Origin of the sequence: Acinetobacter sp. 22512 (assembly GCF_052044755.1) — a bacterium.
GTDB classification, from domain to species: domain Bacteria; phylum Pseudomonadota; class Gammaproteobacteria; order Pseudomonadales; family Moraxellaceae; genus Acinetobacter; species Acinetobacter pittii.
Window position 1 is genome coordinate 1 of sequence record NZ_JBQENP010000034.1, and the last position, 12,889, is coordinate 12,889.

12 protein-coding genes and 5 pseudogenes are annotated in these 12,889 nt (G+C 37.5%); 9 read left to right on the forward strand and 8 right to left on the reverse strand.

Annotation, left to right across the window (positions count from 1 at the left end):
* Nucleotides 1-240: 240 nt before the first annotated feature.
* On the reverse strand, nt 241-1,179 hold the full coding sequence (repM, locus tag ACTJJG_RS18665) for a replication initiation protein RepM (RefSeq protein ID WP_002046604.1): 939 nt from the start codon (nt 1,177-1,179) through the stop codon (nt 241-243).
* A 402-nt stretch (nt 1,180-1,581) separates the two neighbouring features.
* On the opposite strand from repM, the gene ACTJJG_RS18670 reads away from it, so the two are divergent.
* From ACTJJG_RS18670 to ACTJJG_RS18685, 4 genes are all read left to right on the forward strand, one after another.
* Nucleotides 1,582-2,220 (forward strand): AAA family ATPase, encoded by a 639-nt coding sequence (locus tag ACTJJG_RS18670; protein WP_000585007.1) that lies wholly within the window; start codon nt 1,582-1,584, stop codon nt 2,218-2,220.
* A gap of 2 nt (nt 2,221-2,222) precedes the next feature.
* Nucleotides 2,223-2,510, forward strand: coding sequence for a hypothetical protein (locus ACTJJG_RS18675; RefSeq protein WP_000908082.1), 288 nt, complete (start codon nt 2,223-2,225; stop codon nt 2,508-2,510).
* 543 nt (nt 2,511-3,053) lie between these two features.
* A complete protein-coding gene (locus ACTJJG_RS18680) occupies nt 3,054-3,758 on the forward strand; it encodes an IS6-like element IS1008 family transposase (RefSeq protein WP_001067790.1) in 705 nt (234 codons plus the stop codon).
* A 158-nt stretch (nt 3,759-3,916) separates the two neighbouring features.
* Complete coding sequence (locus ACTJJG_RS18685) at nt 3,917-4,618, forward strand: VIT1/CCC1 transporter family protein (protein ID WP_004761016.1); 702 nt, start codon at nt 3,917-3,919, stop codon at nt 4,616-4,618.
* Between the two features lie 154 nt (nt 4,619-4,772).
* Here ACTJJG_RS18685 and ACTJJG_RS18690 read toward each other — a convergent pair whose 3' ends face one another.
* Together ACTJJG_RS18690 and ACTJJG_RS18695 are read right to left on the reverse strand one after the other, a co-directional pair.
* Complete coding sequence (locus ACTJJG_RS18690; protein ID WP_004761014.1) at nt 4,773-5,285, reverse strand: cytochrome b; 513 nt, start codon at nt 5,283-5,285, stop codon at nt 4,773-4,775.
* A 67-nt stretch (nt 5,286-5,352) separates the two neighbouring features.
* Nucleotides 5,353-6,264, reverse strand: a pseudogene (locus ACTJJG_RS18695) (IS3 family transposase); the annotation flags it as partial.
* Between the two features lie 4 nt (nt 6,265-6,268).
* Between ACTJJG_RS18695 and ACTJJG_RS18700 the strand changes: the two are divergent.
* The 4 genes and pseudogenes from ACTJJG_RS18700 to ACTJJG_RS18715 form a co-directional block, all read left to right on the forward strand.
* Nucleotides 6,269-6,502: pseudogene (locus ACTJJG_RS18700) on the forward strand (YqhA family protein); the annotation flags it as partial.
* A 179-nt stretch (nt 6,503-6,681) separates the two neighbouring features.
* On the forward strand, nt 6,682-7,386 hold the full coding sequence (locus tag ACTJJG_RS18705; protein ID WP_001067784.1) for an IS6-like element IS1006 family transposase: 705 nt from the start codon (nt 6,682-6,684) through the stop codon (nt 7,384-7,386).
* A 254-nt stretch (nt 7,387-7,640) separates the two neighbouring features.
* Nucleotides 7,641-7,799: pseudogene (locus tag ACTJJG_RS18710) on the forward strand (IS5/IS1182 family transposase); the annotation flags it as partial.
* Nucleotides 7,784-7,996: pseudogene (locus ACTJJG_RS18715) on the forward strand (hypothetical protein); the annotation flags it as partial. The pseudogenes ACTJJG_RS18710 and ACTJJG_RS18715, both read left to right, overlap by 16 nt.
* Nucleotides 7,997-8,119: 123 nt before the next feature.
* Here the strand turns inward: ACTJJG_RS18715 and ACTJJG_RS18720 are convergent.
* Genes ACTJJG_RS18720 through ACTJJG_RS18730 form a run of 3 tightly spaced genes read right to left on the reverse strand, consistent with a single transcriptional unit; the run spans nt 8,120 to nt 9,994 of the window.
* Nucleotides 8,120-8,626, reverse strand: coding sequence for a S16 family serine protease (locus tag ACTJJG_RS18720; RefSeq protein WP_009386988.1), 507 nt, complete (start codon nt 8,624-8,626; stop codon nt 8,120-8,122).
* Nucleotides 8,605-9,117: a BrxA family protein gene (locus ACTJJG_RS18725; RefSeq protein ID WP_009387007.1), complete on the reverse strand. Its 513-nt coding sequence runs from the start codon at nt 9,115-9,117 to the stop codon at nt 8,605-8,607. The genes ACTJJG_RS18720 and ACTJJG_RS18725 overlap by 22 nt, the downstream gene beginning before the upstream one ends.
* Nucleotides 9,118-9,127: 10 nt before the next feature.
* A complete protein-coding gene (locus ACTJJG_RS18730) occupies nt 9,128-9,994 on the reverse strand; it encodes a WYL domain-containing protein (RefSeq protein ID WP_031956490.1) in 867 nt (288 codons plus the stop codon).
* Between the two features lie 208 nt (nt 9,995-10,202).
* On the opposite strand from ACTJJG_RS18730, the gene ACTJJG_RS18735 reads away from it, so the two are divergent.
* On the forward strand, nt 10,203-10,532 hold the full coding sequence (locus ACTJJG_RS18735) for a DUF4236 domain-containing protein (protein WP_000506885.1): 330 nt from the start codon (nt 10,203-10,205) through the stop codon (nt 10,530-10,532).
* Between the two features lie 271 nt (nt 10,533-10,803).
* On the opposite strand, the gene ACTJJG_RS18740 is transcribed toward ACTJJG_RS18735, so the two are convergent.
* On the reverse strand, nt 10,804-12,036 hold the full coding sequence (locus ACTJJG_RS18740; RefSeq protein WP_009513514.1) for an ATP-binding protein: 1,233 nt from the start codon (nt 12,034-12,036) through the stop codon (nt 10,804-10,806).
* A 552-nt stretch (nt 12,037-12,588) separates the two neighbouring features.
* Nucleotides 12,589-12,834: pseudogene (locus tag ACTJJG_RS18745) on the reverse strand (HNH endonuclease signature motif containing protein); the annotation flags it as partial.
* Between the last annotated feature and the right edge of the window lie 55 nt (nt 12,835-12,889).

The following is a 12,889-nucleotide window of genomic DNA, read 5'->3' on the forward strand; positions in this document are numbered from 1 at the left end:
TTATGCATCCTATTTAGGTGACCTCAGTTATAGTATTCCGTGTCAGGAATCTGTCCACTTATTCCAATGATGATGAGAACTGCAGCAATAAATTATAAAGGCAGGATAGGTGGTTACTTAACCAGCATAAGTTATGTAACTTATGCTAATTCATATTAAAATCACATGAAAGCAATCTTAATTAAAAACTTAGTATGAAAGGGCGTGGTCTTTTGTTTAAAGTGACAATTAACTAAAGGGTTACTTCTTGTATTTAGGAGCATAACCAACTTCTAACAAATAAGAAAAATACTTTCTAACATTATCGCTATCAAGAAGATCACTTGATATCCTTTCCTGAAAGTCTTCTAGAGTCTCTCCACGATGTGCGAAATCATTACCAAATTTTGGATAGTTAGTAATATCACATAGCTTTTTAGCAAAGAATATACATTGCTTAGCTGTCAATTTATAAGTTGGCTCTAAAGGAGCACTTGTACTCGTTTTATTTTGTTCTTTTTCTTCAAACATGAAATGTAATTCTGAAATATTTCTTCCCTCCTTTTTTTGTATATAAGAAACAGTAATATCCGTAAATTTGTTAATTTGATTTAAAGCTACGGTAAGAACCCTTTTTTTAAAGTCTCCCATCTTTTTATATTCATCTTCTATCAATCCGAGTTTTGATCTAAGCTCATCTATAGAAATATATAACTTACCAGTTGATCTCCAACGTATGAGTAACTCATACAGGCGAATAGCATAAATGCTTGTAAGTGGTGAGATTTGTTTAAGTTCATATCTTGTGAACTTTTCTTCAAGTTTTACAAATAAGGGGATAATATCTGGTGCAAAAATTAGTTGGACGCATCCCTCTTCCTTAACATAACCAACTTTTGAAACCCACCTACTTTTGTATATTCCTATTTTTCCAGTTATAGGATCTACTGCTTTATAATTCAAATGCCGTTCAAAAAGATTATCACATGCAGATTGTAACGCTTCATAAGATGCTTGACGTCCTAAATTAAACTGTTTCATGTATTCAGAAGCATGAATCGTAAGTATAGTATCAGAAGTAAGTTCTTTCTCAATTTCTCGAGCAGCAATGATCGCAATTAATATTAGCCTTTGCTCAGATAGATTTAGTGAATACGATGCTTCAACCAAATTATTATCTTTATATACTATGTTACTCATAGGGAGATATATTAAGGAAAATGTTATAAATAGATATATTGACAATACTACTTAACGTCCACAAATGAAAGTATTTTTAATAAAAGAATTTGTCAACTTATGCACAGAATTTGTCAACTTAGAAACAGGAAAAAGTCAACTTATTGGTAGGAATATGTCAACTCAGAAACAGGAAAAAGTCAACTTATTGGTAGGAATTTGTCAACATATACTTCCTGTATCCCTTTGCTAGTCAAGCTTTGAGCAGAGATATAAATAATAAATTTAAATAAATATATATAAATTCAAAAAGACCATTCTTTTGTGGATAACTTTTTTTTAATTTTTTTTTCATGATAGTTGATTACTTCATAAATCACCGTTAAATTATACACAAACAAACTTACGTAACTTACATAAATTATGATTATCTTAGTTGGTGGTGAAAAAGGCGGTGCTGGTAAAAGCTGTTTAGCTCAAAATCTTGCAGTTTACTTACAACAAAGTCAAAGAGACGTCCTCTTATTAGATGCTGACCCTCAAGGAACAACAACAGATTGGGTCAAAGAAAGAGATGAAAACGATGAATTAAATAATATTCCATCAGTACAAGCATCAGGGAATATACGTTCAGTTTTAAAAGATTTAGATAAAAGATACCAAGATATTATCATTGATGCAGGTGGACAGGATTCTGAAGCATTACGTTCAGCAATGACTATAGCTACACATATGTTATTGCCGTTTAGACCCAAACGAAGAGATCTAAAAACTTTAGATCATATGGAACAAGTTTTAAAATTAGCAAAGACAGTAAATCCAAATCTGAAAGCTAGAGCAATTATTACTCAGTGTCCAACTCTTCCTTCTCAAGTTCAAAGAATTTTAGATGCAAAAGAGGCATGCAAATCATTTGGTATTGATGCATTGAATTCAATCACAACAAATCGAAATGTTTATGATGATGCAGATGAAAATGGGCTTTCGGTTTTTGAAGTAAATAGTGATCCTAAAGCGAAAGCTGAAATTGAAAGTATTGCAAGAGAGTTTTTAGGAGTATAACTATGGCTGGTTTAACTGGGCTAAACAAAAAACCTGAACCTACTGAACAAGATAAAATGTTAGATGCATTTATATCTGGTGCAGAAAAGAGGGTAAAGGCTTTAGAATCAAGTGAAAAAAAATTTATTCGTTACACTTTTTCTCTCAATGAAGATATTAGTAAACTAATTGATGAGCTGGTTGTAAAAGGGCAAAATGCAAGAATAAATCGTTCAAGTATTGTTCGAGCAGCTATAGAAAATTTATCGACATATAGTGCAGATGAATTAAAAGAAATATTAAATAAATAAATAAATTAAAAATATCCCACTTTTTTAAGGGGGATATTTTTTATCCAAGTTAAATTTACTGTAAGTCCCCGGTGAACCCTATAGATATTTTTAAATTCAGCTCAGGCTCTAGCAGTGTGGTGGTAATTTATCTATTTGAGTTATTTTATATGAAGGCGTCCTTTTCTGCACAGACACGGATCTAGGCTATTCAGCTTGGCTGACTGAATTGATGTCATGATGTTTGATGCACATTGTCAAATTCTTTATCAAGCGAAACTCTGAATCAATGCTTGTAATTGTTTCACTATGATGAGTTTGAGTCCAGTGAAATGTTGCTTGTTTCAACCGTAGAGCTTTGAATACCCAGTCCATCATGTATCAACACTTTCATACAATGACCACGCTTATTCCAAAACAAGATAACCTCAATGTTGCGATTTGACATGGTCAAAGGCTTTTAGGACATGAGAAAGAGCAGTATAAGTAACTGCTCGCATAGGCACTGTTGCAAATAGGCTGACATGATAAGCTAAATATCTTATTTATTTCGAGATACAGCAGATGAATCCCTTCCATGGTCGGCACTTTCAAGGTGAAATCATTCTTTGGGCTGTTCGTTGGTATTGTAAATATGGCATCAGCTATCGTGAACTTCAAGAAATGCTCGCTGAACGAGGTGTGAATGTTGACCACACCACAATTTATCGTTGGGTTCAGCGTTATGCTCCAGAAATGGAAAAACGCTTACGCTGGTATTGGCGTAATCCTACAGATTTACATTCATGGCATATGGATGAGACTTATATCAAAGTGAAGGGGCGATGGACTTACCTGTATCGTGCAGTTGATCAACGGGGTCATACGATTGACTTTTACCTTTCCGCTAGACGGAACAGTAAATCAGCCTATTGTTTTTTAGGAAAGATCTTCAATACGGTGAAAAAATGGCAAATTCCACGGGTCATCAATACAGATAAAGCAGCGACCTATGGCCATGCTTTATCACGGTTAAAGCGAGAAGGAAAATGTCCAGTAGATATTGAGCACAGGCAGATTAAGTATAAAAATAATGTCATTGAATGTGATCATGGTAAGTTAAAGCGGATCATCAGGGCCACATTAGGATTCAAATCTATGAAGACGGCTTATGCCACAATTAAAGGTATTGAAGTCATGCGTGCACTACGTAAAGGACAAGCATCGTCATTTTATTATGGTCAGCCTCAAGGTGAAGTGTGTCTAATCAACAGGGTTTTCGGTCTCTAAGCACTTTTAAAAAGGAACTTCATCGACTCAAATCTCTATTTGCAACAGTGCCAAATTTTTTTGCCTTTTAATCACGGTTTTTGAAATTAGCCAATAATAATCTCTACAGATGAAATAAATTTATTATAATCATCCTGATAACAAAAAGGATATACCTTGTGCGCCATTCTTATCATATTGAAAAACATTACATCGAACGTGCGGGATGGTTGCGTGCAGCTGTGCTGGGGGCAAATGACGGGATTATTTCAGTCACAAGTCTCGTGGTGGGAATCGCAGCCAGTGGAGCATCTACCCATACTGTACTGGTGACCTGTATCGCCGGATTAATATCTGGAGCTGCATCGATGGCTGCAGGTGAATACATCTCCGTTAAATCGCAACAAGACATTGAAAAGAATGATCTGCAGATGGAAGAACGTGAACTGCAACGCCATCCTGAACATGAATTAAATGAGCTAAAAAATATTTACATACAGCGTGGATTACAACCCGCTTTAGCGCAAGAAGTCGCGCAACAACTGACTGCACACAATGCTTTAGATGCACATGCGCGTGATGAAATTGGTATTTCAGATCATACTTCTGCCCAGCCGTTTCGTGCTGCCTTCTCTTCAGCCATTGCATTTACTGTAGGCTCATTATTTCCTTTAATTTCAATTATGCTTCTGCCTGAGCGATACTTAGAGAAAGGCGTCATGCTGATTGGGGTATTAAGTCTCGGAATTATGGGTGCCTTGGCCAGTTATGCGGGCGGCGCCAGTATTTGGAGAGGTTCGATTCGGGTAATGATTTGGGGTATTATTGCCATGTTATTCAGTGCTTGGATTGGATCATTATTTAATGTTGCGGTGGCATAAGATCCTTTTTTGTATAATCCAAATATTCCCACTCCATGAGGAGTATAGATAATAAGTCTATAGAAATACCTGACCTATCTGACATGCTTTATATCAATAAAGCATGTTGTTCTAGGTGAACAATATGCCTATTTTCTATAGTTATAGATCTAAATCATTTCATTTTTTTAAAAAGCATACTTTTTAATACATTATCTTTGAAAATAAAATGGTGGATTAATGCAGCACAAGCATGTAAACCTACGACTGTAATAAAGAAGTTACCTAAAAATTGATGCATCTGACCAATATATTTAACCTCTCTAACACTGCTCAAAAGTGGCAAATTTAAAGAGAATACTTGGAAGTTATCAGTGAAACTCGATAATGCAAGCCAGCCCGCTATTGGAACGACACATAAACTTACGTAAAGCGTAAATCTGACAATTTTAAATAATTTTATTTGATACGGATTAATGATCTCATTTTGAGGAATACTTCTTTTATAGAGAAAAACAACACTCAACCGCACGAAAAATAGAATAAATATTGAAATTCCACCTATAACATGAATCTGGCCCTGCAAACCTGTTCTTGTTGGATCTCCACTCGTCAAATATACAATTACAACTAAAACAAAGGTAATCCAGTGCATTATTATCATAGGTTTAGGATAATTATTGTTCATATTTTTTTCCTGAATTTTAAATATTGATGTGTGTTGATAAAAACGGAGGCTTTCGCTTGGGAGGATTCTAGACAGCCAACCTGTAAAAGTCCTCTGCCATTTGATTTGGTGTCTTAAAATCCAATCCTTTTTGGATTCTTTGCTGATTATAAAATAGCTCTATGTATTTTGTAATATCTGCTTTCGCTTTTTCCCTCGTTTCATAAGTACGATGGTGTATAAGTTCATTCTTTAATATGCCCCAGAAGCTTTCAATTGGTGCATTATCAAAGCAGTCTCCACGCTTACTCATTGAACCTTGAAAATCATATTTTTCAATCATATTTCGATATACATGACTGCAATATTGACTGCCTCTGTCTGAGTGAACAATTAAGCCTTGTGGCGGTTTTTGATTCCGAATAGCCATTTTAAGAGCATCACAGACCAACTGTGCTGTCATACGTTCATTTAGACTATAGCCAACAACCTGCTTTGTATAAAGATCCTTTGAAGCAGCCAGATATAGCCATCCTTCGTTTGTCCAAATGTAGGTAATGTCACTTACCCACGCGTGGTTTGGAGTGCTCACGTTAAATTTTTGCTCTAATAAGTTTTTGTAGACGGGACGGTTGTGATCACTGTTTGTTGTTCTTTTAAAGCGCTTATGGCGCTTGCAAAAGAGTTTATTGACCTTCTTTATTGTACGTACTGCATATTGGCTAATTTGAACACCTTGAGCGTGTAAATGCTTACTCAGGCGAATATAGCCATAGCTTTCATTGGTCTCCTGATGTGCTATTTTCACCATGATAGTCTGCTGATTTCTTCGAATTTGTTTTTGGCTTAAGCCACTTTTCAACCACTCATAAAATCTTGATACTGAAACTTTTAACAGCTTCGCCATCATGGTGATTGGGTATGTATCTTTATACTGTTTCATGCAGGCGTACCTCACTGACTTTCTTTGGCAAAGTACGCTACTGCTTTTTTTAAGAATTCTCTTTGACAATAGTTCTTTTCTTAAGACACTATCAATTAATAAGTTTCATGATCTAAAAGTTATTATATTACATGTATCTATTATAGTTATAGTCATCTTGTTTTTAGAAGATATTGTTGTTTTTGGTGGAACTTTAGCCAACTTATATGCTGGTATTTCTTCTAGCCTAGTCATATTAGCAATAATTTTTACTTGTAAGCTATTAGATAATGATCATCACAAAGACGATGAATAACTTAAATCGCAAGGACTCATTTATAATTACTCTTTTATTTGAGCATTTAATTGAAGTTAAGATTAGAGGGCACTGTTGCAAATAGAGATTTGAGTCGATGATGTTCCCTTTAAAAAGGGCACTGTTGCAAATAACCACGAATGGTAAGCTGAAGACTGTTTTAGCTAAAGGTGCAGCATATGAATCCTTTCCATGGTCGGCATTTTCAGGGCGAAATCATTCTTTGGGCTGTGCGCTGGTATTGTAAATATGGCATTAGCTATCGTGAACTGCAGGAAATGCTGGCCGAACGGGGTGTGAATGTTGATCACACGACTATTTACCGTTGGGTTCAACGTTATGCTCCTGAAATAGAAAAACGTTTACGCTGGTATTGGCGTAATCCTACAGATCTGAGCTCGTGGCATATTGATGAAACCTATGTAAAAGTGAATGGACGATGGTCTTATCTGTATCGTGCAGTCGATCAACGTGGCGATACCATTGATTTTTATCTTTCTTCTAGACGTAATACCAAATCAGCATATTGTTTTCTTGGAAAAATTTTAAATAATGTGAAGAAGTGGCAAATTCCACAAGTGATCAACACGGATAAAGCACCCACATATGGACGTGCTTTATCACGGTTAAAACGGGAAGGTAAATGTCCACCAGACCTTGAGCACAGGCAGATTAAGTATAAAAATAACGTGATTGAATGTGATCATGGCAAGCTAAAGCGGATCATCAGGGCCACATTAGGATTCAAATCTATGAAGACGGCTTATGCCACAATTAAAGGTATTGAAGTCATGCGTGCACTACGTAAAGGACAAGCATCGTCATTTTATTATGGTCAGCCTCAGGGTGAAGTGTGTCTAATCAACAGGGTTTTCGGTCTCTAAGTACTTTTTAAAGGGAACATCATCGACTCAAATCTCTATTTGCAACAGTGCCACTTCACAGTAGGTCTTGAATACAACTTCTAAGTTCGACATTGAAATACAAGCTGAATTTTAGCCAATTTCACTAGAACTGACTTGAAAAATAATGAGATAAAACCTAGCCTGAGTATATTCGGTTGGGTTTTTCTTATGTGTATTTTTTAGCGAATTGCAAAGAAATTAAATTGGTCAGATCATCGTTATCTTATTGTTATCATATGGACTGGTATTTATATAAAATCAGGCATTTAGTTGAAAATATGTTTTGTAGATTAAAACAATTTAGAGGGATAGCTACTCGATATGACAAGCTCAAAAGAAATTATCAAAGTGCTGTTGCCTTAGCCTGTATATTTTTATGGCTACCTTTATAGGTTTAATTATGAACAGTAAATGTCAACAGACCCTAATTGAATCTGAAAAAGATTATCCTTCTACTTGGGCAGCAATCACAGCTATTGATCCTAAAATCGGTTGTACTCCTGAAACATTGCGTGTTTGGTATCAAAAATATTTAGATCAACAAAATCCTGTCAAAATACAACAGATATCTGATCAAGAAAAAATGAAGGGTAATCCCCCCTAAAATACTAGCTCTTTAAAAGAGGCAGTATTATGCTTTTACAACATGGTGTTTAACTTGAGAAACTGAATTTAAAACAATCTACTGTAACTCTTCCAGACAGATATGAAATTAATCCACCCCTAGCCCCTTAAACACAGCATCTACCGGATCTGCATAAAAGCTGGTCTGGAACTTGGTAAACAGTTCCACAGGAATCGTTGGGATATCTGCCGCACTACTCATTGGCAAAGCAACCTTCTTGGCACCCGCATCAAAAGCAACTTGCAGACATTCGGCAATACTTTCCACCGGTGTCACTGAACCACCCAAGCTCATATCACCCAGTACCACCATCTGACTTTGAACCGATCGTCCTAAGAGGCCAGAAGCGAAAGCCACTAAACTTGGCAGAGCAAGATGGCTGAGCGGGCCGGTATTCTGTAATTCCACCACATGTAAATGGAAATCATGTTCCAGCACCTTACTCCCCCCCGAGATCCGGGATGCATTGGCCTTGAAGTAATCAAAAGCAATCTTGACCTGCTCTTTGGCACTACTTGAATTCCATAAGCCAGATGTCGCCAATTTTCCTGAACCTTTAGTGACTTGAAGTTCTAAGCGGTATAAGCCTGGCATGCCCTTATTACTGAGGCCAATGGTATACAGGAAGCCTGGTTTAGCAGGACCTTCGGGAATAAGTCCACCTCCACCCTGCTCTTTGACTGAGACAAAATGTTCTTCTCCAGAAAATCTGACCAGATATAACTGTCCAGGTATTGAGCCTGAGAGATATAGGCCTCTCTCATCACCGTTTCCATAAACTCAATCAGTAAAAGGTTCCGTTCTAAAGCCCCACAAAAAGCCACCTGGGTCGCCAGCTCATCATCGCCATCACGCAAAGCTTTCCAGAAATCAGGTTCTAAACGCTCCAGGCGCTTGCGAATAGCGGTGGCATTGCGTTGCGCCGAAGCCGCAGTTCTTTTTTGCAGAATATTGTCAATCTGAATGGCCTGATGCCATTGTTCTGGAGTCGCTTCTCGTAATAACAGATCCGCGATCAGCCGGCTTTCACGCACCATCAGGGAGCCACCAATCAGGTCACTGTCATAATGAAATTGTTCTAACATGGCCAATCTCCTATGAGGCCTGATCAAACAGGTAAGACGACAGCTTTTCGATATCTGAGCGTTGTAGTACCAAGGGATATTTCAAGGCATCATCCGCCTCAGCCAGCGTGATCGCGGCCTGATAGCGCTGCAAGGTATAGTGAGCCAGGGCTTTTTTCACCGGAATCTGTAATCTGCCATCAGGCATGCCGAAGTCTTTTTCGACCAGCGCTTTTTGAGCTTCATTCAATTTTGGATTCGGGATCAGCGTCAGTACAATTTCTTCATGCCATTGCTGATCCTGAGCAGGGTCTACTGACTCAATCGCCACCACAACAGGTGTGCGATCAATTCTGGAGAGTAAAAAGTCCTTAAACTGCTTGCTCTGATGGCAATAGGCACGGACATGCCAGCGAAAACCGGTATACACCAGGGTATGTGGGGAAATCATGCGTTCATGCCACTGCGGATTCTGCATGGAGGCATAAATAATTTTGAGACAGCTTTGTGTTCGACAGGCACGCAACACTTCCCTGATGACTTCAGGACGCACACTGCGATCAGGTAATTGAACTGCTGCAAGATTCGGTTCTGGCATCGCAATCAGGGCATGCGATTCACTGACCAAGCCCGAGAGCATATTGAGATATTCATTGATATGCGCTGTAGTCAGTACAGGCTGGAAGCTGGCTTTAGGCACATAACCCTTGACTGAGGGATCATGAATCAAGGCATCGGGGTTATACAGCGTATTATAGCGCTTGATATCCGCAGAAGCCTGTTGTCGACTCAGTCCAAACCAGCTCATCAAACGATTGGTAACCAAACGACCTTCCCAATATGCAAGGAGCTCGATCGCCCGCATCCTAAGAAGCACCTCATGCTTATCTGTCGTCATATACCAATCAGTCAATAAATAGCAGTTTTAAGATTACCCTACAGCAAATATACAGTAAAGATTTTTGACGGTATTTAAAGGTAGTATTGCAATCATCAGATAAAAAATATACTAGTATCCTGATGATAGCCGTCAAAGTACGATCTCTAGCAGATCATGGATCCTGGTATAGCGCGTGAATTGAGCTAAGTTTTAGAATGAGAGCAATATGGGTTTTAGATTTCGTAAAAGTATTAAATTATTCCCGGGTTTTAAAATTAATCTGACCCATAAAGGCATCAGCAGTGCCAGCATTGGCAAACCTGGTGCTTCTCTAAATATTGGGAAAAAAGGTACGCGAACCAGTGTCGGCATTCCAGGTACGGGACTATCTTACTCTAAACACCAACCTTACTCTAAAAAGACCCGTGTTCCACAACCGACATCGCTAGAACACACGGAATATAATCCTCAGAATTTAGAACAACCGAAGACAAAGATCTGGCCTTGGATTATTTTTGGAATATTGTGTTTTATGGTGGGTGCCGTCATTTTTTAGCAAGAACCGCATTGTATTTTAATCAAAAAAAATGCCCAGATGGATGAATGGGCAAACTAAGGAATTAATATCCTTCAGAAACTCCAGCGCAATTCTCGCTACTTTCAGTAAGCGACTCTGGCTCAATCATGAGGGTCTGACTCAATCGAATCGAGGTAAATCGATCCATCACAATTGGAGCAGAAATTATGCTTGAATACATTCTTGGATGATGCTGAAAAGTCTTTGAGTTTTAATCAATAAATAAGAGTATTCATGTCTACCCTCAACTTTACTTATTTTCAGATAGCAACCAATCGAGAGCACTCATTTTTACAATACCATTATAATTTGCTTCAGCCCCTATCGTGTCTAAGGTAAGTAAATATTTGGGATACGAATCAGAAATTTTCTGTAATGGACGTAACTCTCGGCTGAGTGTCTCCTCATTGAGCGTTTCTAATGCCACCTGATAATAAGTTAAATTCTGTAAAGTATCGACAGCAACAAAATCAATTTCATATTCATCAACCCGCCCTACATAGACCGTATAACCTCGTCTGACAAGCTCAAGATAAATCACATTTTCTAAGATATGACCTTGATCAGCATTAGCATCAGGCAACATAATCCGGCGCAATCCGACATCAACTAAATAGTATTTTTCAGAGGATTGTAATAACTCACGCCCGCGTACTTTAAATTGTGCGGCACTATAAAATAACAAACTGTCCTGTAAGCCCTGAATATAGCGTTTTACTGTTTCAAATGAGATTTTAACCCCGCTTGAAACAAAGGTATTTTTAATTTTATTGATGGAAATGGGTGAGCCTGTCACGCTTGCCAAATATCTTGCGACACGCTCGAGAGAGTTAATATCAGCAGTATTCAAACGAGGAATAACATCTTTAAACATTACACTGGCATAGACCGCTTGCAAGTAATCATAGGTTTCCTGCTGACTAGTCATGGCAAGCGTATAGGGGAAACTACTGTGCGTGTACATGGCATACAAATCACGATTGGATAATTGTTGGATGATCGGATTATTTTCAATATGCCACTGTTTAAACTCTTGGAATGACAAGGGTAAAACATGTTGCTCGATATAGCGTCCTGTGAGTAACGTCGCAAGTTCTCCACTTAGAAAGAATGCATTTGAACCTGTAATATATAAATCGATATAATCCCGAACATATAAAGAGTCGACTACTTTCTCAAAATTTGTAACATGTTGTATTTCATCTAAAAAAACATAGTTTTTTTTACTTTTATCAACTTTGGACAATACATAATCATGTAGTTTACGGTAATCGGTGAGTTCTTCAAATTCCATAAATTCGAAGTTGATGGCAATGATGTTTTCGGCTTGTACACCCTGTGCTTTTAGGTCTTGTTGAAACATCGCCAATAAGGTGGATTTTCCAGAGCGACGCACACCTGAAAGTACTTTAATGACATCACGGTCTTGCCATGTATTCAGAAATTTTAAGTAGCCATCACGTCGAATATTAGCGCTTCTCATTATTTACACTTAGAATCTAAAGTTTTAATAAATTCTATCAAATTTTAGAATGTATATGTAAATATATTTAGTTTTAAGAAAAGTTTAAAGGTTAAGTGAAACATTCAAAGCTACTGTAGAAGCATGTAAACATGCAGATCTGATCAAAATCCAAATTCTGTCTTTTTGATTATTTTCCATGTCATGTTATTTCATTGATGCTACGAGTTAACTGCTATATAAATTAAGTGAAAAGTAAATGGAACTAAGATGTTAACTAGAGTGGAACTCATTTTTGTTGTGCTGATGGTCTCAGCCTTAATCCTAATTGCTTATGAAATGCTAAAAGGTTTATTTTAGAGCATCTATACAATTTTTGATCAAAAAAAAAGCCCACAGAGGGAATCTATGGGCGAAACTAAGGACCTTGACGGTCATTCAGAAACTACAGCTAGTTTCTGGTTGTGATTCTGGACTGAATTAAAAATAACCACATTGGCTGAATGTATCAAAAGTTAAATCATGTGATTAATCATTGATACATCTGCAAAAATGAGCTCATCGCTCTGTTGATTAATACAGTAATTCACCAAACAAATCCGCTCTAATCTCTTCCAGACTCAGATCTGATTTCATTCTATTACAGATGGGATGAACCAGCAGACCATTCTCTAGAACACCTTGCCCACCTACGGCTTTGGCAATCCGATGATCCGATTCAGTAGAATCAAGATAGATCAATCCATCACAAATGAGGCAAAAGTTATGATTACCCACCAGAAAATTGTGCTTAAGCAGACTCTTGGTTAATGCCGAAAAGGGGTCGTCTCAGGAAACGGAAAATATAGCACGCTAAGGATTTTCACTCCGACTT

What these genes read in the sequence shown, in the direction of transcription:
- ACTJJG_RS18740 (WP_009513514.1), bottom strand. Translation starts at nt 12,036, where the DNA reads ATGAGAAGCGCTAATATTCGACGTGATGGCTACTTAAAATTTCTGAAT.
- ACTJJG_RS18690 (WP_004761014.1), bottom strand. Translation starts at nt 5,285, where the DNA reads ATGAACAATAATTATCCTAAACCTATGATAATAATGCACTGGATTACC.
- ACTJJG_RS18730 (WP_031956490.1), bottom strand. Translation starts at nt 9,994, where the DNA reads ATGACGACAGATAAGCATGAGGTGCTTCTTAGGATGCGGGCGATCGAG.
- ACTJJG_RS18735 (WP_000506885.1), top strand. Translation starts at nt 10,203, where the DNA reads ATGGGTTTTAGATTTCGTAAAAGTATTAAATTATTCCCGGGTTTTAAA.
- ACTJJG_RS18680 (WP_001067790.1), top strand. Translation starts at nt 3,054, where the DNA reads ATGAATCCCTTCCATGGTCGGCACTTTCAAGGTGAAATCATTCTTTGG.
- repM (WP_002046604.1), bottom strand. Translation starts at nt 1,179, where the DNA reads ATGAGTAACATAGTATATAAAGATAATAATTTGGTTGAAGCATCGTAT.
- ACTJJG_RS18675 (WP_000908082.1), top strand. Translation starts at nt 2,223, where the DNA reads ATGGCTGGTTTAACTGGGCTAAACAAAAAACCTGAACCTACTGAACAA.
- ACTJJG_RS18670 (WP_000585007.1), top strand. Translation starts at nt 1,582, where the DNA reads ATGATTATCTTAGTTGGTGGTGAAAAAGGCGGTGCTGGTAAAAGCTGT.
- ACTJJG_RS18720 (WP_009386988.1), bottom strand. Translation starts at nt 8,626, where the DNA reads ATGCCAGGCTTATACCGCTTAGAACTTCAAGTCACTAAAGGTTCAGGA.
- ACTJJG_RS18725 (WP_009387007.1), bottom strand. Translation starts at nt 9,117, where the DNA reads ATGTTAGAACAATTTCATTATGACAGTGACCTGATTGGTGGCTCCCTG.
- ACTJJG_RS18705 (WP_001067784.1), top strand. Translation starts at nt 6,682, where the DNA reads ATGAATCCTTTCCATGGTCGGCATTTTCAGGGCGAAATCATTCTTTGG.